Here is a 17,291-nt window from a genome sequence, read left to right on the forward strand (position 1 = left end):
TTGTTACCACTTCAGCCGCCAGCGAAGTTTCGACAGCCAGGTATCGATATAAGCGAATCGCATCTGCCGGACCTTTTTCTTCGGTACGGTAGTGCCATCGCACAGCTCGGCGGCCTGCGCTAATACCGTCCGGACTTTTTCCGGATAGAAGTAGTAGCCGTAGAGCTTCCTGGACATGGCCTTCACTTCGTTAAAGCAGTTCAGCAGCATCAGGGCGGCGAGCTGTTTTATCGCCTTATCGTGGCCGTGCTGCGCCGCAAAATTCAGCATCTTCTGCATCGCAAACAGCATATCTTCAATGTCCTTTTCTTTAACATTGCGGGTTATGCCCTGGCTGTTGTCGCGATAAAAATAGAGTTCGTGATCGATATGGCCGATTTTTTGGGTCTTGAAGTAGAAGAAGGGCGTAAAGATCACATCTTCATAGCGCCGGCCCGTTTCGAAAGATTCACCGATAAGCAGGGTGCGGTGGAAAATCCTGTTCCAGAGATGCCACATGGAGCGGCTGAAAAGCGGCATCAGGCAGCTGACCCCCTGACTGAAGTCGCTGGCGAAAAAGGCTGACTCAGCGGGCAGGGGATCGCTCGGGGCTGAATCCGCAAAGATATGATATTTGAAATCTATTAACTCATATCGTCCGGAAAACAGCAGCGGGCGAAGCGTCTTCAGATAGTGGCGGCTGAGTAAATCATCGCCGTCGAGGAAGGTGACATACTGCCCGCTGGCATGCTGGAGCCCAACGTTGCGTGCGTGTGCTATCCCCCCGTTTTGCTGGGAGATAAAGATAACGTGTGGATGGGCGTAGCGATCCAGCACCTTTTGCGCCAGGGCGGCTGAACCGTCCGTCGAGCCGTCATTAACCAGTACGATCTCAATATCATCATCAACCTGCCGCAATAATGATTCCAGGCTGTCACCCAGAAAATCTTCATTATTATAGAAGGGAATAATAATGCTGAGCAGACGGCCGTTTTCAGCCTCACTCATTGGCATGTTCCCGGGTTTTCTTCAGCGACAGCACGCTGAATATAATCGCCAGAGAAAACGTGATGGTCGCCTCTGAGCTGAAGAAAAGAACGTCACTCAGGCCATAGAAGATCAGTGCCGCACTGACGCCAAGCAGCATCGCGTTTCGTTCGGGCCTGAAAGACTGAACGATCAGGGAAACATAGATTGCCAGCAGGATGAGGACGCCCCAGATACCCTTCAGGGAGTAGGTTTCCAGCACTTCATTATGCATGTGTACGTTAAGATAGCGCTTGGCATTATATAACTTCGGTTCCCCGGCAATGATTTTTAGCGCTTCTTCCGCCCGGTGCTCAGCGGATTGACCCAGTGGCGCATCATTTCCCGTTCGGATAGCGATAATTTGCATCCAGACCCGGGAGAAAATGGAGTTACTCACCTTAGAATTATTGAGCGTTGCATAATTTTTTTGTGCATCATCAATTCTTTTTTCAATTTTATCCTTGAAGATAAATCCGCAGGCGGCAAGCAGCAGTGGAAGAAGCAGTATAATCACGATCTTATGCCGGTGAGATATCACGTTTTTCGTCGCAAGTACCGACAGCCCAATCAGTATCGGGTAAAGCAGCATAGCGGCACGCGTGCCCGTAAATACGATAGAGGCATAGGTAAACATAAACGCCAGCGCATAAAGCACCAGCCGATATCGGGTTTTCAGCATCAGAATGGACTGCATCATCAGCAGGCTAACGGCGGTAAGAATGTAGGCCACTATCGTGGCGCGATCGAAGCCCAGCTCAACGCGTGTATATCGTAACGCAATGCTTTGGTAGAACGCATAGAGATTAATGACAATCCCCGCGGCAATACATAAACAGATGATTTTACGTTGCAGGTTCAGACGTTCATTAAGGGCCAGCAGCAGTACAAAAGCCGTGGCAATAAACAGCCTGGACATGTTCATATAAGAGCGATAGATATTGATGTAGTCGCCCGGAGCTTTATATACAACCAGCCAAAAAAGGGTGCTGAAGGACAATGTCAGAAACAGTCCCGGCAGGATCAGGTTTTTTTTGTTATGGATGTAATATCTAAAATTGAACAAAAAACAGAAAAAAGCGAAGTACCCGCTCAGATAGAATAAATCACGCCCCGTACTGGGTAAAAAAGGCAGTGTCAAAATACTGATTGCACAACACGAATAGGCAAGATAACTCCATAATGGTGACGGAGTGGTGTTGTTGAAAATGCCGGCTAAATTTCTCACATCATTTCTCTTTTTTGTAATATTCAAGCGTGGTGTTAAATTCATCCTTAAATACTTCAAAATTAAAGTTTTCTAGTGTGAAGCGTTGTGCATTTCTGCTGTAGGACTCGTAGTGATTTTCCATCATCAGTTTTTCGACGGCGTTCGCGCAGTCGATATGTGAAACCAACTTTGCATCGACCAGGGAATCCTGAATGGGATCGTAAACCTGATGGGGGAAATCGACTTCAATACCCGTAAGCGTTTTATGCTGTTCAATACTGACTGAAGGGACGATGCCGATGCCGCAAACGCCCTCTTTAACCGCTTCTGGCTGTCCGTCCACCATGGGGAAGACAACGGGAACGCCAAAATATAAAGATTCCATGCATGAAAGCCCAAATGGCTCGGTCACCGGGGTGCTGAGATAAATGTCCGTACGGTTAAAAAAATCCGCAACATTATGCTGAAAGCCGCTGAACGTAACCCGATCGCCCAGCTGTAACCTTTCTGCCAGCGCCTCAAATTCAGCCCGGTCCGGACCTTTCCCGGCAATTTCCATCACCACGTTATGGCCACGGGCCAGCAGCTCTTTCAGGGTCAGTAATCCAACGCTGATGCCCTTCAGGCTGACCAGACGTGATGCCGTGCCCAAACGAACCGATGTGCTCAGATGGCGCGGCGAGTCCTGGATTCCGTCAGGGGTTTTAATACGGTTAATCACCACCTTATGCGGGCAGGGCAAATTGAAGCGCAGCTCCATGACCCGTTTAGAAGCATAAGAGGCGGAAATAACCCCATCAAGCATCGAGAAAAAACGCAGCGTCTTGGCGTTTTTAGCATAGCGCCATGAACAACCGTGATCGTAGTAAAGCAGCTTGCCGCGTTTGGGTTTTGCAGCCAGCCCTGGGATCAGATCCCAGACGATAATCACGTCTGCACTGGCGCGGGAAATTTTCCACTGCAGAAGATACTTTCGCAGAAACTGCGGGCAGCGCAGCGGCAACGCGTTAAAAAGACGCGTTGCAAATGTCACCTTTTGATGCGGCATTTGCTGCGCAATCTCTTTACCCACTTCGCTACTTACACAGATGATTTCGTTACTGTTATCATCCGCTTCATTAAGATACTGCAAAAAAAGGCGCTCTACGCCGCCCATTTTTCCCAAATTAATGATGTGTAGTTTCTTCATGAAATGACCTTGCTCAATGCCTCATGCACGGACGCAGCACTTAACGTTTCCATGTTTTTATCCGGAGAAATCAGCGCAAACTGATTCTTGCCGTAACCCCCGATCAGCCCGGGATCGGTTGGGCCATAAAGCGTGATGTTCGGGCGGTCCAGCGCGGCGGTCAGATGGCTCAGGCCGGTATCGACCGAGACGACCGCACGTGCGCCAGCCAGCGTCCGGGCGACCTGCTCCAGCGTCAGCTTTGGCAGCACGTCAACGAAATCAAAGCCTTCAGCCAGGCGAATAGCCCGCTGATGCTCGTGTTCCGCACCCCAGGGAAGCTTTATCCTTAACCCTGTAGGCGCTATTAAACCAATAAGTTCACGCCAGTGGCTTTCCGGCCAGTGCTTATTGTCGCGCGTAGTGGCATGCAGAAACACCAGATACCGATGAGCATCTTCCGGCAGCGCATCAACAAAGTGTTGGGCAATGGCGTAATCACCCGTTGTTTCCGGCAGCGTGTAACCCAGGCTTTTGGCGAACAGCTCCCGTGTACGCTGTACGGCGTGCTGCTGCTTGTTGATCGGGTGACGACGGTCGTACCACCAGCTGGCAAAAGGTTCACGTGCGCTGCGGCTGTCCGCACCGTGCTTGACGCCTTTTGCCAGGCGTGTGACCAGCGCCGCACTTTTAATCAACCCCTGCGCATCCAGCACCACATCATACTCTCGCGACTGTAGCTCGCGCTTGAATGCCACGCGCTCTTCGCGGTTCTGGCTGCCAAACCAGTGTTTACGCCAGCGGCGAATGGCCACCGGCAGCACGCGATCCACGGCAGGATGCCAGGATGGGATCTGAGCAAAGCCCTCTTCAACGACCCAATCAAAACGAATTCCGGGAATAGCCTGCATTGCGTCCGTTAATGCTGGTAGCGAGTGCAATACATCTCCCATCGAGGAGGTTTTAATAATCAGAACCCGCATTCAAACTCCTGGAGTAGGGCAAAGCGTTTCCAGCTCGGCGATAACGCGCGCTGGAGTAATATCAATCAAACTCTGGTGATAGCCTTCTGCAGCATCACCCTTGCGCACTTTATGATAGCCCTCGATCAAACGTATCACCCGGGCCTTGTCGGACAGCGGCGGCGTAAAATCAGGGCTGCTTGGACCGTACAGTGCGACCAATGGGCGATCGAGGGCCGCGGCAATGTGCATCAGCCCTGAGTCGTTGCTCACTACGGCATGGCAGCAGGCCAGTAGGATCACCGCCTGTTCCAGCTGGGTTTCGCCAGCAAGATTGCGGCAGTGCTGTCGGCTGTTTTCGTCCAGTGCCGCAAGGATTTGTTCGCCGGTTTCATGGTCTTTTGCCGAACCGAACAACGCTACCTGATAGCCCTGGTCGATCAGATGCTGCGCCAGCGCGGCATAGTGATAGTGCGGCCAGCGTTTCGCGGGGCCAAATTCCGCGCCCGGGCAAAAGCCAATCAGCGGTCGGTCGGCGGCGAGGTTAAACGCGGCGGCGGTTGTCTGCTTTTCCGCTTCCTGCACTGACAGCCTGGGCCACAGCAGCGGTTGGGGAAGGTCGCGGGCGCTGGCAATGCGCGATTTGTCGTATGCCAGCGCGACGTAACGCTGCACCATCAGCGGAAATGCAGCTTTATCGAGCGTGCGGATATCGTTCAGCAGGCCATAACGCATTTCACCGCGCCAGCCGGTGCGGCGTGGGACCGCAGCAAAAAATGGCACCAGCGCGGATTTAAACGAGTTGGGCAGCACAAAGGCGCGATCGTAGCCCTTATCCCGCAGCGCCTTGCCAAGCCGACGGCGTTCTCCCAGCTCCAGTGCGCCGTGGCCCAGCGGCATCGCCAGGGCCTCGTTCACTTCCGGCATGCGCGACAGCAGGGGCCGACACCAGGCCGGAGCCATGACATCAATCGTCGCTTCGGGATGTTCAGCCTTCAGCGTGCGATACAGGCTCTGCGACATCATCATATCGCCGACCCACGACGGGCCAATAACCAGAATTTTCATTGCCTGCCCCGCTCCGTTAACCGTTACGGTTCAGCCACGCCATATATTCAGCCACCCCTTCGGCGACGGTTTTGAACGGCTTATCGTAGCCAGCGGCGCGAAGTTTGGTCTGATCGGCAAGCGTAAATGCCTGATAGCGGCCTTTCAGTTTTTCCGGGAACGGAATGTATTCGATCTCACCTTTCTGGTGATAATTCAGTGCAGCATCCGCCACTTCCTGGAAAGATTCGGCGCGGCCGGTGCCGCAGTTAAAGATGCCGGAAACGCTGTTTTCCCAGAACCACAGGTTGACGGCCGCAACGTCTTCGACGTAGATGAAGTCGCGCTTAAATCCGTCGCTGCCCTCGAACAGTTTCGGATTCTCGCCGTTTTTCAGCTGGGTATTCAGGTGGAATGCCACGCTGGCCATGCTGCCTTTGTGGCCTTCGCGCGGCCCGTAAACGTTGAAGTAGCGGAAGCCACAAACCTGCGACTGCGCTTCAGGCAGGATGCTGCGGACATAATGGTCAAACAGCATCTTGGAGTAGCCATACACGTTAAGCGGCTCTTCAAACTGGCGCTCTTCAATAAAGTCGGCGTTACGGCCACCGTAAGTGGCGGCGGAAGAGGCGTACAGGAAGGGAATATCATGCTCAAGACAGTAATGCAGCAGCTCTTTAGAGTACTGATAGTTGTTATCCATCATGTACTTGCCATCCCACTCGGTGGTGGAAGAGCAGGCGCCTTCGTGGAACACGGCTTCAACGTCGCCGAAGTCTTCATCGGCCAGAATGGCAATCAGGAAGTCTTCTTTATCCATATAGTCTGCAACATCTAAATCAACCAGGTTGGCAAATTTAGTGCCGTCTTTCAGGTTGTCGACAACCAGGATGTCAGTATGGCCCTTATCATTCAGCGCCTTGATGATATTGCTTCCAATAAATCCAGCGCCGCCGGTGACGATAATCATGAGCTTTAACCTTTACAGTGGGGTAGAGCAGGAGGCTCCACGCGCTAATACTCTTATCATAACATCTCAACGAGCCGCAGACAGCCAGAGGAGTCTGTAACCGCAGGGCTGAGAAGAATTATTCCGTGAGATATGCTGCAATATTTGCATCTGACGCCATGTACGTCCGTCATTATGTTGTATTTTCAGTGCACAGTATCGCTGAAAATAGTTGGTGAGGGATAAACATGAAGGATGATTTTTATCAGCAGGTTAAGGAACAGCTGGTCGGTGCGGAACGTGACGGGTTGTTTAAACATGAGCGACAGATTGCGGGTGCACAGCAGGCGGTGATCCAGCTTGCCGACGGCAGCGAGCTGCTGAATTTCTGCGCCAATAACTACCTCGGGCTGGCGAATCATCCGGCGCTGATTACTGCTGCAAAATCAGGGTTGGACACGCACGGCTTTGGCATGGCCTCGGTGCGGTTTATCTGCGGAACGCAGGACAGCCATCGCCGGCTGGAACGTCAGCTAGCTGACTTCCTCGGGATGGAGGACAGCATCCTTTACTCCTCCTGCTTTGATGCCAATGGCGGACTGTTTGAAACCCTGCTGGGCGCTGAAGATGCGGTGATCTCCGACGCGCTAAACCACGCCTCAATAATTGACGGCATCCGCCTCTGTAAAGCCAAACGCTACCGCTATGCCAACAATGATATGGCCGAGCTGGAATCCTGCCTGCAACGGGCGAGGGAAGAGGGCGCCCGCCATATTCTTATCGCCACCGACGGCGTGTTTTCTATGGATGGCGTCATCGCCAATCTGGCGGGGATCTGCGATCTTGCCGATCGCTATCAGGCGCTGGTGATGGTGGATGATTCTCACGCGGTAGGTTTTGTCGGGGAAGCGGGGCGCGGCAGCCATGAATACTGCGGCGTGATGGGCAGAGTGGACATCATTACCGGCACGCTGGGTAAAGCGCTCGGTGGCGCATCCGGCGGTTACACGGCGGCCAAAAAAGAGGTGGTGGAGTGGCTGCGACAGCGATCCCGCCCCTATCTGTTCTCCAACTCGCTGGCACCTTCGATCGTCGCGGCATCATCACAGGTGCTTTCCATGCTGGCGGAAGGCGACGGGCTGCGGCAGCGGCTGTGGGATAACGTGAACTATTTCCGCACCGCGATGCAGGCCGCAGGATTTACCCTGGCCGGGGCCGATCACGCCATTATTCCCGTGATGCTGGGCGATGCGCGACTGGCGCAGACCTTTGCCAGCCTGCTACAGCAGGAGGGGATCTACGTCACCGGCTTTTTCTACCCGGTGGTGCCGGAAGGAAAAGCGCGTATCCGTACCCAGATTTCGGCCTCCCACACGCAGCCGCAGCTGGAACGCGCGGTGGCGGCTTTCACTCGTGTTGGCCGGCAGCTGGGCGTCATTGCCTGATAAGGAGGAGTGATGAAAGCGTTAGCCAAACTGCACGCCCGACCGGGCATCTGGATGCTCAATGATGCCCCGATACCCGAGCCGGGGCACAACGATGTGTTAATCAAAATCCGTAAAACGGCGATCTGCGGCACCGACGTGCATATCTATAACTGGGATGCCTGGTCGCAGAAGACGATCCCCGTGCCGATGATCACCGGGCACGAGTACGTGGGAGAGGTGGTAGCAGTGGGGCAGGAAGTGGTCGGTTTCCGCCCCGGCGACCGGGTTTCCGGCGAGGGGCACATTACCTGCGGGCACTGCCGTAACTGTCGGGGAGGGCGCACCCACCTGTGCCGCAATGCCATTGGCGTTGGCGTGAATCGTCAGGGCTGTTTTGCCGAATATCTGTCTATTCCGGCGGTTAACGCCTTCAAAATTCCCGACAATATTCCGGACGACCTGGCGGCCATCTTCGATCCCTTCGGCAACGCGGTACATACGGCGCTCTCTTTCGATCTGGTTGGCGAGGACGTATTGATTACCGGTGCAGGGCCGATCGGTATTATGGCGGCGGCCATCTGTCGCCACGTTGGCGCGCGGCATGTGGTGATCACCGACGTTAACGTATACCGGCTGGCGCTGGCGAAAAAAATGGGCGTGACCCGGGCGGTTGACGTCAGCCGGGAGGATCTGACGTCGGTGATGAGTGAACTGGGGATGACGGAGGGCTTTGATATCGGGCTGGAGATGTCGGGCGTACCTGCTGCTTTTCGTTCCATGCTGGGGGTGATGAACCACGGCGGGCGCATAGCCATGCTGGGCATTCCCTCAGAGGAGATGGCCATCGACTGGAATCAGGTGATTTTCAAGGGGCTGTTTATCAAAGGTATTTATGGCCGGGAGATGTTTGAAACCTGGTACAAAATGGTGGCGCTGCTGCAGTCCGGGCTGGATTTAACGCCGATAATTACTCATCGCTTCGACATCGATGATTTCCAGCAGGGATTTGATGAAATGCGATCCGGCCATTCGGGTAAGGTGATTCTGAACTGGTCGTCGTAAAACGTTGCCGCCAGCAGGCGCTGGCGGCAATGGGATTATCGTGTGAAATCAGGCTTTAATCCCGAAAACTGCTGCGACAGCGTTTTCAGTAGCGGGCTGTTGGCAACACTTTCAGCAACAATCCCCAGTGCCAGCGTGGCCGGAACCGGCGGGGTTTTCACCGGGCAGTTTTTGCCCACGCGGAACGGATTGCGCGGTTTGGCGGGCTGAGATTGCGTATCCGCCGGCAGCGGCGCGTTGCTGTAATGCTGCGGTTCGTTAAGCAGCTGGCTTGGACGCACCAGCGTGATATCGGCAGGCAGGGTTGGCAGCATCTGCTGCAGCACGCGTACCGTTGTGGGATGGGGATGCCCAATCGCGATAGCCGAGCCGTCCCGCTGAGCCAGCTTTACCGCCCGGGTAAACTGCCTGCGGATATCCGCCTCATTCTGCGTATCATCCAGGAATACGCGACGCTTGATCACCCTGACGCTGGTTCCGGCGGCGGCGCGCGTTGACTGGCTGTTGCCGATGGTCATGCTGTCGAGGAAATAAAAGTTATAGCGGTCAAGGACCTGCATCACCTTTTGCATACCGGGCAGGCTGGAGGTCATTGCGCTGCCCATATGGTTATTCAGCCCAACGGCATAGGGGACGTCTGCGGCGGCCTCGCGGACGATGCGCGCAATTTCATCCACGGACATGTCCGGGCGCAGGGTATCTTTTTCCAGGGGTTGTTTGCTGAGCGGGGCCATCGGCAGGTGGATGAGCACTTCATGCCCGCGCTGGTGGGCCTTGGTGGCCATCTCCCGCGCGTGCGGCGCATTAGGCAGCACCGCGACGGAAATGGCCGCAGGCATCTGCAGCACCTGATTCTCCTGCGCGGGGCGATAGCCAAAATCATCGATCACGATGGAAAGCTTTCCGGCAAACGACGGGCTGGTCATGAGCAGTGCAACCAGCAGGCCGCTGAATTTCCTTAACTGAAACAAACTTATCTTCCTAACCACGGCAGTGGATTAACGGCCTGTCCCTGGCGGCGGATTTCGAAATAGAGTGAAGGCGTGCCGCGGCCACCGCTGTTGCCGACCAGCGCGATGGGCTGTCCTGCCCTGACCTGGGTTCCCACGCTCACCAGCGCACTCTGATTATAGCCATACAGGCTCATATCACCCTTACCGTGCTCCACGACGACAACCAGCCCGTAGCCCTGCAGCCAGTCGGCCATCAGCACCCGGCCATCGGCGATCGCCTTCACTTCCGTTCCTTCCGGCGCGGCGATCACCAGGCCCTTCCAGCGTAGCTCGCCCTGCAGCTGTTCACCAAAGCGGTGTTCAATACTGCCGCGCACTGGCCACAGTGCCTGTCCTGCCGGCCGGCCAAGCCCACCGGTGCGGGAAACCAGTGCCCGCTCGCTTTCGGTAGGCTTATAGGTGGTGCCTTTACGCTTCGCCTGCGCTTCACGCTCGCGGACCTTCTGCGCCTCACGGGCTTCGCGCTCGGCACGGGCTTTCGCTTCCCGTTCGGCTTTGGCTATCTTGTCGCGCAGGCGGCTTTCGTTCTGCCGCAGCTCGACAAGCTGTGCCTGGTCTTTCTCAAGGGAGGATTCCAGCGTTGTCAGCGTCTTTTTCCGCGCCTGCCGCGCACCCTCAAGCTTTTGCTGCTGCGTCTGCTGCTGTTCAAGCAGGGATTTTTGCTGCGCCTGCTTGTCTACCAGGCTGGCTTTTTGTGCGGAAAGATCGCTGCGGGTTTGCTTCAGCTCATCGATGGATTTTTGCCGGGCATCGTTGAGATAGCCGAAATAGGCCAGCATGCGCTCGCTGCGCTGGCTCTCTTCGCCGCTGAGGATCAGCTGCAGGCCGCTGTGCTGACCCTGGCGGAAAGCGGCATCCAGCTGCTGCGCCAGCATCGATTCCTGCTGCTGCTGCTGCTTCTGAAGCTTGCTGATGGAGGCGGTGAGGGAACTGATATCTTTACTCAGTGAACCCAAACCCGACTGCGTTTCACGCAGCTGGCGGCTGGCCTGAGCGATGACTTTTTCCTGAGCCTGGAGCTGATCGATAAGTTTGCTGCGCTGCTGTTTTTGCAGCTGGACGCTTTTCTCTTTTTCAGCGATATCCTGCTGGATACTCTGCAGTTGTGACTTGTTGTCTTCGGCGGCGGAGGCAGAAAAAGACCACAGCAATGCGCTGGTGCACAGGACACTGACGGTCAGGATGGACAAGCTTGCACGTAGCGATGGCGCAGATGCCGGCTTGTTACGTGGGGTCCATGAATGTATCACTGTTGCTTTTTCCCTCATAGCTTAGGATTATTCCACGATGAACAGCAGCTTACCAGCCATCTCTACCGGGTTTTCAGTTACTGACAGTAACAGTAATTGCGACTCAGTACGGGATTTTCACGCGGCCGGCACGCTTCTCACAACGTCGAGAGACTTCGGCCATTATGGCCGACTGCGCAACAAATAACCGTTCAGGATCGATACACTGTTATCTCAGGATAGTATTTTTCACATAAGGCAACTTTTTTTTGTAATCTGCCGCAGAAAACATAACTCTGAGCAGCTTATCGACTGTACATGACAGCCCTGGCAGGTATACTCAGAAGCCTTATTTTTAGCTTATTAACCCTTCCGGGAGTTGTTACCCCTCATGCAAGATATTATGCAGTTTGCAGGCAATCACACAATTTTAAGTCTGGCGTGGGTTGTTTTGCTGGTTTTGGTGATCGTGACTACCGTTAAGGGTCTGTTCTCCAAAGTAAAAACGATTAGCCGCGGTGAAGCGACCCGTTTAATCAACAAAGAAGATGCCGTGGTTGTAGATGTGCGTGGGCGCGATGACTTCCGTAAAGGCCATATTTCAAATGCCATTAACGTACTGGCTGCAGATATCAAAAAAGGCAGCTTCAGCGAACTGGAAAAACACAAAGCGCAGCCGGTGATTGTGGTTTGTGCCACCGGCACCTCGGCAAATGAATCCGCGTCGCAGCTGAACGCTGCCGGATTTGCGCAGGTGTATGTGCTGAAAGACGGCGTTTCCGGCTGGAGCGGCGAGAATCTGCCGCTGGTTCGCGGTAAGTAAACTTCAGGAGTGTCGGCATGGCTAACATTGAGATCTATACCAAAGCGACCTGTCCTTTCTGCCATCGGGCCAAAGCGCTGTTGGATCAGAAAGGCGTGAGCTACCTCGAGATCCCGATTGATGGGGATGCCGAACTGCGTGAAGTAATGATCAAACGCAGCGGCCGGACTACCGTTCCTCAAATTTTTATTGATGCACAGCACATTGGCGGCTGTGACGATCTCTTTGCGCTCGACGGCCGCGGCGGTCTTGACCCGCTGTTAAAAAAGTAACGGGCTGAGCACGCACTGAGCGCTCACAGACTGAATAACACTGCGGCACAATAACGGATTATTAACCCATAGGATTACGTATCATGTCAGAACAAAACAACACCGAGATGGCTTTCCAGATCCAGCGTATCTACACCAAGGATATTTCTTTTGAAGCGCCAAACGCTCCACAAGTATTCCAGAAAGAGTGGGAACCTGAAGTTAAACTGGATCTCGATACCGCGTCGACTCAGCTGGCTGATGACGTGTATGAAGTGGTACTGCGCGTCACCGTTACCGCGACGGTAAACGATGAAGCCGCATTCCTGTGTGAAGTTCAGCAGGCGGGTATTTTCTCCGTTAGCGGTATCGAAGGCACGCAGATGGCGCACTGCCTGGGCGCATACTGCCCGAATATCCTGTTCCCGTATGCCCGTGAATGCATCACCAGCCTGGTTTCTCGCGGTACGTTCCCGCAGCTGAATCTTGCACCGGTTAACTTCGACGCGCTGTTTATGAACTATCTGCAGCAGTCAGAAGGTGCAGCGCCGCAGCAGGATGCTTAATGCGTAACTCTCATGCTTCCATGAGCGTCATCGGTGCCGGCTCGTACGGCACCGCCCTGGCGATTACGCTGGCTCGTAACGGCCACGAAGTGGTGCTGTGGGGACATAACCCGCAGCATCAGGCACAGTTACAGGCCGATCGTTGTAACACCGCTTTTCTTCCCGATGTGCCTTTCCCTGATACCCTACAGATAGAAACCGACCTGGCGAAAGCGATTGCTGCCAGCCGGGATTTGCTGGTAGTGGTGCCGAGCCACGTATTCGGTGACGTTCTGCAGCAGATCAAACCGCATCTGCGTGCGGACTCCCGTCTGGTGTGGGCGACAAAAGGCCTGGAGAAAGAGACCGGCCGCCTGCTGCAGGATGTTGCGCGTGAAATCCTTGGCGACACGATCCCGCTGGCGGTGATCTCCGGCCCGACCTTTGCCAAAGAACTGGCTGCGGGTTTGCCAACGGCCATTGCCCTGGCGGCAACCGACAGCGTGTTCGCAGATGAATTACAGCAGCTGCTGCACTGTGGTAAAAGTTTCCGGGTATACAACAACCCTGATTTTATCGGCGTTCAGCTCGGCGGCGCGGTGAAAAACGTCATCGCTATCGGAGCGGGAATGTCGGATGGTATTGGCTTTGGTGCCAATGCCCGTACGGCGCTGATTACCCGAGGCCTGGCTGAAATGAGCCGCCTGGGAGCCGCACTGGGAGCGGATCCCACCACGTTTATGGGTATGGCTGGTCTGGGTGACCTGGTGCTGACCTGTACCGACAACCAGTCGCGCAACCGTCGTTTTGGCATGATGCTGGGCCAGGGCGCAGATGTTGAAGGTGCCCAGCACACCATCGGTCAGGTGGTGGAAGGTTTTCGCAACACCAAAGAAGTGAAAGCGCTGGCTGCGCGTTTCGGTGTTGAAATGCCAATCACCGAGCAGATTTATCAGGTACTTTACTGTGGTAAGAATGCGCGCGAGGCGGCGTTAAGCTTGCTTGGGCGTACCAGGAAAGATGAGAACAGCGGTAGCTGAATTCGCATTCATCGTACCGCCGTCTGCTGGCGTCCCGATCGGACGCCATTTTTAATGGGGAGTGAGTCATGTCGTGTGTAGAGCCTGAACTGATCTGGGATAACATCAAAACGGAAGCGCGTGCGCTGGCCGATTGTGAACCTATGCTGGCCAGTTTTTACCACGCTACCCTGCTCAAGCATGACAATCTCGGCAGCGCGCTGAGCTATATGCTGGCTAACAAGCTGGCGAATCCGATCATGCCGGCGATCGCCATCCGTGAAGTTATCCAGGATGCCTATTCGCAGGATCCGTCGATGATTGTCTCCGCCGCCTGCGATATCCAGGCGGTGCGCCAGCGCGACCCGGCGATCGATAAATACTCGACGCCGTTACTTTATCTGAAAGGTTTCCACGCGCTGCAGGCGTATCGCATTGGCCACTGGCTGTGGCATCAGGGCCGTCGTGCGCTGGCGGTATATCTGCAGAACGAAGTGTCCGTCTCGTTTGCCGTGGATATTCACCCGGCGGCGAAAATTGGCCGCGGTATCATGCTTGACCACGCCACGGGGATTGTTGTGGGTGAAACGGCGGTTATCGAAGACGATGTCTCTATCCTGCAGTCCGTTACCCTTGGTGGTACCGGTAAAACCAGCGGCGATCGCCACCCGAAGATCCGTCAGGGAGTGATGATTGGCGCAGGCGCGAAGATCCTCGGCAATATCGAAGTTGGCCAGGGCGCGAAGATCGGTGCGGGTTCCGTCGTTCTGCAACCGGTGCCGCCGCACACGACCGCGGCCGGCGTCCCGGCGCGTATTGTCGGCAAGCCTAACAGCGATATGCCATCAATGGATATGGACCAGCACTTTAACGGCATGGTGCCAGGCTTCGAGTTCGGTGACGGGATCTGAGCCTGGCTCAAATCTCAGCTTCTCAGCAACGCACCCGCATAGCCGAGCTGCCGCCACGCTTCATACACCACCACCGATACCGCATTTGACAGGTTCATGCTGCGGCTTTCTGCCATCATTGGGATCCGAATTTTTTGCTGTGCGGGCAGGGCATCCAGAATGCTCGCCGGCAGGCCGCGCGTTTCCGGGCCAAACAGCAGATAATCGCCATCCTGATAGCTTACCGCGCTGTGGGCAGGGGTTCCCTTGGTGGTGAGTGCAAACAGGCGCTCAGGCGCTTCTGCGGCGACAAACGCCTCATAGTTTGCATGATGCTTAATGGCGGTGAATTCGTGGTAGTCCAGCCCGGCGCGGCGCAGTCGTTTATCATCCCAGGCAAAACCCAGCGGCTCGATAAGATGCAGCTGAAAGCCGGTATTGGCGCACAGGCGAATAATATTGCCGGTATTCGGCGGAATTTCAGGTTCGAATAAAACGATATGTAGCATGGAACGGCCCTCTGATACGAGGGCCGAAGGATAGCAAATTATTCGTGCTGAGTGGTATACAGCGGCAGCCAGATGGTCAGCCGGAGCCCGCCCAGTGGGCTGTCATCGGCTTTGACCCAGCCATGGTGCTGCTGAATGGCGTTTTCCACAATCGCCAGCCCCAGTCCGGTACCGCCGGATTCACGGTCGCGGGCTTCATCGGTACGGTAGAACGGCCGGAAAATCTGTTCCCGATCCTCCGGGCTGACGCCCGGGCCATCATCATCCACATGGACGGTGACGCCTTTTTTATCAACCGAGAAGCTGACCGAAATTTTGCTGTGCGAGTAGCGCAGGGCGTTACGGACGATATTTTCCAGCGCGCTGTCGAGCGTGCTGGGGTTACCGTACAGCGGCCACGGACCCGGTGGATAAGGCACCTCCAGCGACTTGCCCATCTGTTCCGCTTCGAACTTCGCGTCCTCCAGTACATCCGACCACAGGTGATTGGCTTTTATCGCCTCGCTGACCAGCGCATTTTTGTGCTGAGTTCGCGATAGCACCAGCAGATCGTTAATCATACCGTCCAGGCGCTGGGCCTCCATCTCAATACGCTCCAGCTCTTTGGCTTCGCCGTGGCGGCGGCGCATCAGTGCGGTGGCAAGCTGCAGGCGCGTCAGCGGGGTACGCAGCTCATGTGAGATATCGGATAACAGCCTCTGCTGTGAGGTCATCATCCGTTCCAGCGCGCTGACCATCTGATTGAAGCTGGCACCCGCGGCAAGGAATTCCTGCGGTCCGGCTTCCAGTTCCGGGCGCTGGCGTAAATTCCCGGCGGCAACATCATCCGCTGCGTGTTTCAGCTTACGAGCGGGTTTTGCCAGGCTCCACGCCAGCCAGAGCAGCAGCGGTGAACTGATCAGCATGGTGACGATCAGCAGCAGCAGCGGCCGGTCAAACAGCAAATTAATAAAGTCGAGCTGTGAACTGCTGGCGGGACGGATCAGATAAAGCTGGTAGCTGTCTTCCCCATCCCGCACGGAGAACGGGCCCGCCATTTCCAGGCGGCCATATTTTTTCTTCTGCGGCTGATCGGAATTATCAGACTGGCCGATAAAGTTACGGATCACCTGCATTTCACTGTGCTGTGCGCCAATGACCCGGCCTTCGCTGGTGACCAGCAGCAAGCGCTGGCCGGGGGGAGCCCACTTGTCAATTGCGCGAAACAGCCTGCGCCACCACATCAGATCGTTGGGCGGATCCTGTGACAGCTCCGCCTCAACGTGCTGCTCAATCATCACGCCCTGCCGCTCCTCGCTATCCAGCAGCGGCGTCATCTGGCGGGAGTCGAGTTTCGGCAGCATTAACACCAGCATCAGCACCAGTGCCAGCGTCAGCCAGAATATGGCAAAGATGCGGGTGGTCAGGCTGGATATCATGTTGCGGATACCATCAGATAGCCGCGTCCACGCAGCGTCTTGAACCACGGATGCTCATCTTTACGCTCCGGCAGTTTGCGCCGCAGGTTTGAGATGTGCATATCGATGGCGCGATCGAACGGCGTCAGGCGCTTGCCAAGCACTTCCTGGCTCAGATGTTCACGTGATACAACCTGGCCTAAATGCTGTGCCAGCAGGTAGAGCAGGGTGAATTCTGTGCCGGTCAGATCCAGCGTCACGCCGTCGAAGCTGGCTTCCTGTCGGCCCGGGTTCAGGCGCAGTAAATCCACCTCCAGCGTGGGCGAACTGTTATCGTGCTGTTGCTGCTGCTCACTCCAGTTGGAGCGGCGCAGAATGGCACGAATACGCGCGACCAGTTCGCGATCGTTGAACGGTTTTGGCAGGTAATCGTCCGCCCCCAGCTCAAGGCCGAGTACACGGTCCAGCTCGCTGCCGCGAGCGGTCAGCATAATCACCGGCGTCTGATGCTGTTGACGTAGTTCTTTCAGGGTATCGATGCCGTTTTTCTTCGGCATCATCACATCGAGTAATAGCAGGTCGACACTGCTATCCAATAGCGCCAGCGCCTGTTCACCGTCACCGGCAACCAGCACATTGAAGCCTTCCATTTCCAGCAATTCTTTCAGCAGCGAAGTCAATTCGCGGTCATCGTCAACCAACAGGATTTTATTCATTTTTTATTGCCCTCCGCAGGCAAAATACCGTGAACGAACGCGCTCAATCTATGACTTTACGTAGTTTTA

The 17,291-nt window shown here is 55.3% G+C and carries 18 protein-coding genes; 7 read left to right on the forward strand and 11 right to left on the reverse strand.

The window, feature by feature from the left end; all coding sequences use genetic code 11:
* Nucleotides 1-3: 3 nt before the first annotated feature.
* Genes PGH32_RS23345 through rfaD form a run of 6 tightly spaced genes read right to left on the reverse strand, consistent with a single transcriptional unit; the run spans nucleotide 4 to nucleotide 6,362 of the window.
* Complete coding sequence (locus PGH32_RS23345) at nucleotides 4-987, reverse strand: glycosyltransferase family 2 protein (RefSeq protein ID WP_337895335.1); 984 nt, start codon at nucleotides 985-987, stop codon at nucleotides 4-6.
* The gene (locus PGH32_RS23350) at nucleotides 980-2,215 is read right to left on the reverse strand and encodes an O-antigen ligase family protein (protein ID WP_443112828.1); all 1,236 of its coding nucleotides are present in this window, start codon (nucleotides 2,213-2,215) and stop codon (nucleotides 980-982) included. The genes PGH32_RS23345 and PGH32_RS23350 overlap by 8 nt, the downstream gene beginning before the upstream one ends.
* Nucleotides 2,216-2,234: 19 nt before the next feature.
* On the reverse strand, nucleotides 2,235-3,404 hold the full coding sequence (locus PGH32_RS23355; protein WP_337895337.1) for a glycosyltransferase: 1,170 nt from the start codon (nucleotides 3,402-3,404) through the stop codon (nucleotides 2,235-2,237).
* Nucleotides 3,401-4,366, reverse strand: coding sequence for a lipopolysaccharide heptosyltransferase RfaC (gene rfaC, locus PGH32_RS23360; protein WP_337895338.1), 966 nt, complete (start codon nucleotides 4,364-4,366; stop codon nucleotides 3,401-3,403). The genes PGH32_RS23355 and rfaC overlap by 4 nt, the downstream gene beginning before the upstream one ends.
* A complete protein-coding gene (gene rfaF, locus PGH32_RS23365; protein ID WP_314425748.1) occupies nucleotides 4,367-5,413 on the reverse strand; it encodes an ADP-heptose--LPS heptosyltransferase RfaF in 1,047 nt (348 codons plus the stop codon). It abuts the gene before it with no gap.
* Nucleotides 5,414-5,429: 16 nt separating this feature from the next.
* On the reverse strand, nucleotides 5,430-6,362 hold the full coding sequence (rfaD, locus tag PGH32_RS23370; protein ID WP_105594452.1) for an ADP-glyceromanno-heptose 6-epimerase: 933 nt from the start codon (nucleotides 6,360-6,362) through the stop codon (nucleotides 5,430-5,432).
* 227 nt (nucleotides 6,363-6,589) lie between these two features.
* Here rfaD and kbl point away from each other — a divergent pair, with 227 nt between their 5' ends.
* Both kbl and tdh read left to right on the forward strand, forming a co-directional pair.
* Nucleotides 6,590-7,786, forward strand: a complete 1,197-nt coding sequence (kbl, locus tag PGH32_RS23375; RefSeq protein ID WP_314425744.1) for a glycine C-acetyltransferase — start codon at nucleotides 6,590-6,592, stop codon at nucleotides 7,784-7,786.
* A gap of 12 nt (nucleotides 7,787-7,798) precedes the next feature.
* Complete coding sequence (tdh, locus tag PGH32_RS23380) at nucleotides 7,799-8,830, forward strand: L-threonine 3-dehydrogenase (protein WP_337895339.1); 1,032 nt, start codon at nucleotides 7,799-7,801, stop codon at nucleotides 8,828-8,830.
* 35 nt (nucleotides 8,831-8,865) lie between these two features.
* Here tdh and PGH32_RS23385 read toward each other — a convergent pair whose 3' ends face one another.
* Both PGH32_RS23385 and envC read right to left on the reverse strand, forming a co-directional pair.
* On the reverse strand, nucleotides 8,866-9,801 hold the full coding sequence (locus PGH32_RS23385; protein ID WP_337895340.1) for a divergent polysaccharide deacetylase family protein: 936 nt from the start codon (nucleotides 9,799-9,801) through the stop codon (nucleotides 8,866-8,868).
* A 2-nt stretch (nucleotides 9,802-9,803) separates the two neighbouring features.
* Nucleotides 9,804-11,111, reverse strand: coding sequence for a murein hydrolase activator EnvC (envC, locus tag PGH32_RS23390; RefSeq protein ID WP_314425737.1), 1,308 nt, complete (start codon nucleotides 11,109-11,111; stop codon nucleotides 9,804-9,806).
* Nucleotides 11,112-11,463: 352 nt separating this feature from the next.
* Between envC and PGH32_RS23395 the strand changes: the two genes are divergently transcribed.
* The 5 genes from PGH32_RS23395 to cysE all read left to right on the forward strand — a co-directional run bounded on the left by PGH32_RS23395 (nucleotide 11,464) and on the right by cysE (nucleotide 14,621).
* Entirely contained in the window at nucleotides 11,464-11,895 is a 432-nt protein-coding gene (locus PGH32_RS23395; RefSeq protein WP_314425734.1) for a rhodanese-like domain-containing protein, read from the forward strand.
* A 17-nt stretch (nucleotides 11,896-11,912) separates the two neighbouring features.
* Nucleotides 11,913-12,167 (forward strand): glutaredoxin 3, encoded by a 255-nt coding sequence (grxC, locus tag PGH32_RS23400; RefSeq protein WP_314425731.1) that lies wholly within the window; start codon nucleotides 11,913-11,915, stop codon nucleotides 12,165-12,167.
* 83 nt (nucleotides 12,168-12,250) lie between these two features.
* Nucleotides 12,251-12,712, forward strand: coding sequence for a protein-export chaperone SecB (gene secB, locus PGH32_RS23405; protein ID WP_123337460.1), 462 nt, complete (start codon nucleotides 12,251-12,253; stop codon nucleotides 12,710-12,712).
* On the forward strand, nucleotides 12,712-13,731 hold the full coding sequence (gpsA, locus tag PGH32_RS23410) for an NAD(P)H-dependent glycerol-3-phosphate dehydrogenase (protein ID WP_314425727.1): 1,020 nt from the start codon (nucleotides 12,712-12,714) through the stop codon (nucleotides 13,729-13,731). The genes secB and gpsA overlap by 1 nt, the downstream gene beginning before the upstream one ends.
* Nucleotides 13,732-13,799: 68 nt before the next feature.
* Nucleotides 13,800-14,621, forward strand: coding sequence for a serine O-acetyltransferase (cysE, locus tag PGH32_RS23415; protein WP_314425725.1), 822 nt, complete (start codon nucleotides 13,800-13,802; stop codon nucleotides 14,619-14,621).
* A 14-nt stretch (nucleotides 14,622-14,635) separates the two neighbouring features.
* Here cysE and trmL read toward each other — a convergent pair whose 3' ends face one another.
* The 3 genes from trmL to cpxR are packed head-to-tail and all read right to left on the reverse strand — an operon-like array spanning nucleotide 14,636 to nucleotide 17,222.
* Nucleotides 14,636-15,109, reverse strand: coding sequence for a tRNA (uridine(34)/cytosine(34)/5-carboxymethylaminomethyluridine(34)-2'-O)-methyltransferase TrmL (trmL, locus tag PGH32_RS23420; protein ID WP_337895341.1), 474 nt, complete (start codon nucleotides 15,107-15,109; stop codon nucleotides 14,636-14,638).
* 38 nt (nucleotides 15,110-15,147) lie between these two features.
* On the reverse strand, nucleotides 15,148-16,527 hold the full coding sequence (gene cpxA, locus PGH32_RS23425) for an envelope stress sensor histidine kinase CpxA (RefSeq protein ID WP_337895342.1): 1,380 nt from the start codon (nucleotides 16,525-16,527) through the stop codon (nucleotides 15,148-15,150).
* Nucleotides 16,524-17,222: an envelope stress response regulator transcription factor CpxR gene (gene cpxR, locus PGH32_RS23430; RefSeq protein ID WP_105594464.1), complete on the reverse strand. Its 699-nt coding sequence runs from the start codon at nucleotides 17,220-17,222 to the stop codon at nucleotides 16,524-16,526. Before cpxR ends, cpxA begins: the two co-directional genes overlap by 4 nt.
* Nucleotides 17,223-17,291: the final 69 nt, after the last annotated feature.

Origin of the sequence: Erwinia sp. SLM-02, assembly GCF_037450285.1 — a bacterium.
Classification (GTDB): domain Bacteria; phylum Pseudomonadota; class Gammaproteobacteria; order Enterobacterales; family Enterobacteriaceae; genus Erwinia.

Excerpts from the sequence above, each read along its gene's own strand:
- PGH32_RS23345 (WP_337895335.1), bottom strand. The coding sequence starts at position 987 with ATGAGTGAGGCTGAAAACGGCCGTCTGCTCAGCATTATTATTCCCTTC.
- PGH32_RS23355 (WP_337895337.1), bottom strand. The coding sequence starts at position 3,404 with ATGAAGAAACTACACATCATTAATTTGGGAAAAATGGGCGGCGTAGAG.
- rfaC (WP_337895338.1), bottom strand. The coding sequence starts at position 4,366 with ATGCGGGTTCTGATTATTAAAACCTCCTCGATGGGAGATGTATTGCAC.
- rfaF (WP_314425748.1), bottom strand. The coding sequence starts at position 5,413 with ATGAAAATTCTGGTTATTGGCCCGTCGTGGGTCGGCGATATGATGATG.
- rfaD (WP_105594452.1), bottom strand. The coding sequence starts at position 6,362 with ATGATTATCGTCACCGGCGGCGCTGGATTTATTGGAAGCAATATCATC.
- kbl (WP_314425744.1), top strand. The coding sequence starts at position 6,590 with ATGAAGGATGATTTTTATCAGCAGGTTAAGGAACAGCTGGTCGGTGCG.
- tdh (WP_337895339.1), top strand. The coding sequence starts at position 7,799 with ATGAAAGCGTTAGCCAAACTGCACGCCCGACCGGGCATCTGGATGCTC.
- envC (WP_314425737.1), bottom strand. The coding sequence starts at position 11,111 with ATGAGGGAAAAAGCAACAGTGATACATTCATGGACCCCACGTAACAAG.
- PGH32_RS23395 (WP_314425734.1), top strand. The coding sequence starts at position 11,464 with ATGCAAGATATTATGCAGTTTGCAGGCAATCACACAATTTTAAGTCTG.
- grxC (WP_314425731.1), top strand. The coding sequence starts at position 11,913 with ATGGCTAACATTGAGATCTATACCAAAGCGACCTGTCCTTTCTGCCAT.
- secB (WP_123337460.1), top strand. The coding sequence starts at position 12,251 with ATGTCAGAACAAAACAACACCGAGATGGCTTTCCAGATCCAGCGTATC.
- gpsA (WP_314425727.1), top strand. The coding sequence starts at position 12,712 with ATGCGTAACTCTCATGCTTCCATGAGCGTCATCGGTGCCGGCTCGTAC.
- cysE (WP_314425725.1), top strand. The coding sequence starts at position 13,800 with ATGTCGTGTGTAGAGCCTGAACTGATCTGGGATAACATCAAAACGGAA.
- trmL (WP_337895341.1), bottom strand. The coding sequence starts at position 15,109 with ATGCTACATATCGTTTTATTCGAACCTGAAATTCCGCCGAATACCGGC.
- cpxA (WP_337895342.1), bottom strand. The coding sequence starts at position 16,527 with ATGATATCCAGCCTGACCACCCGCATCTTTGCCATATTCTGGCTGACG.
- cpxR (WP_105594464.1), bottom strand. The coding sequence starts at position 17,222 with ATGAATAAAATCCTGTTGGTTGACGATGACCGCGAATTGACTTCGCTG.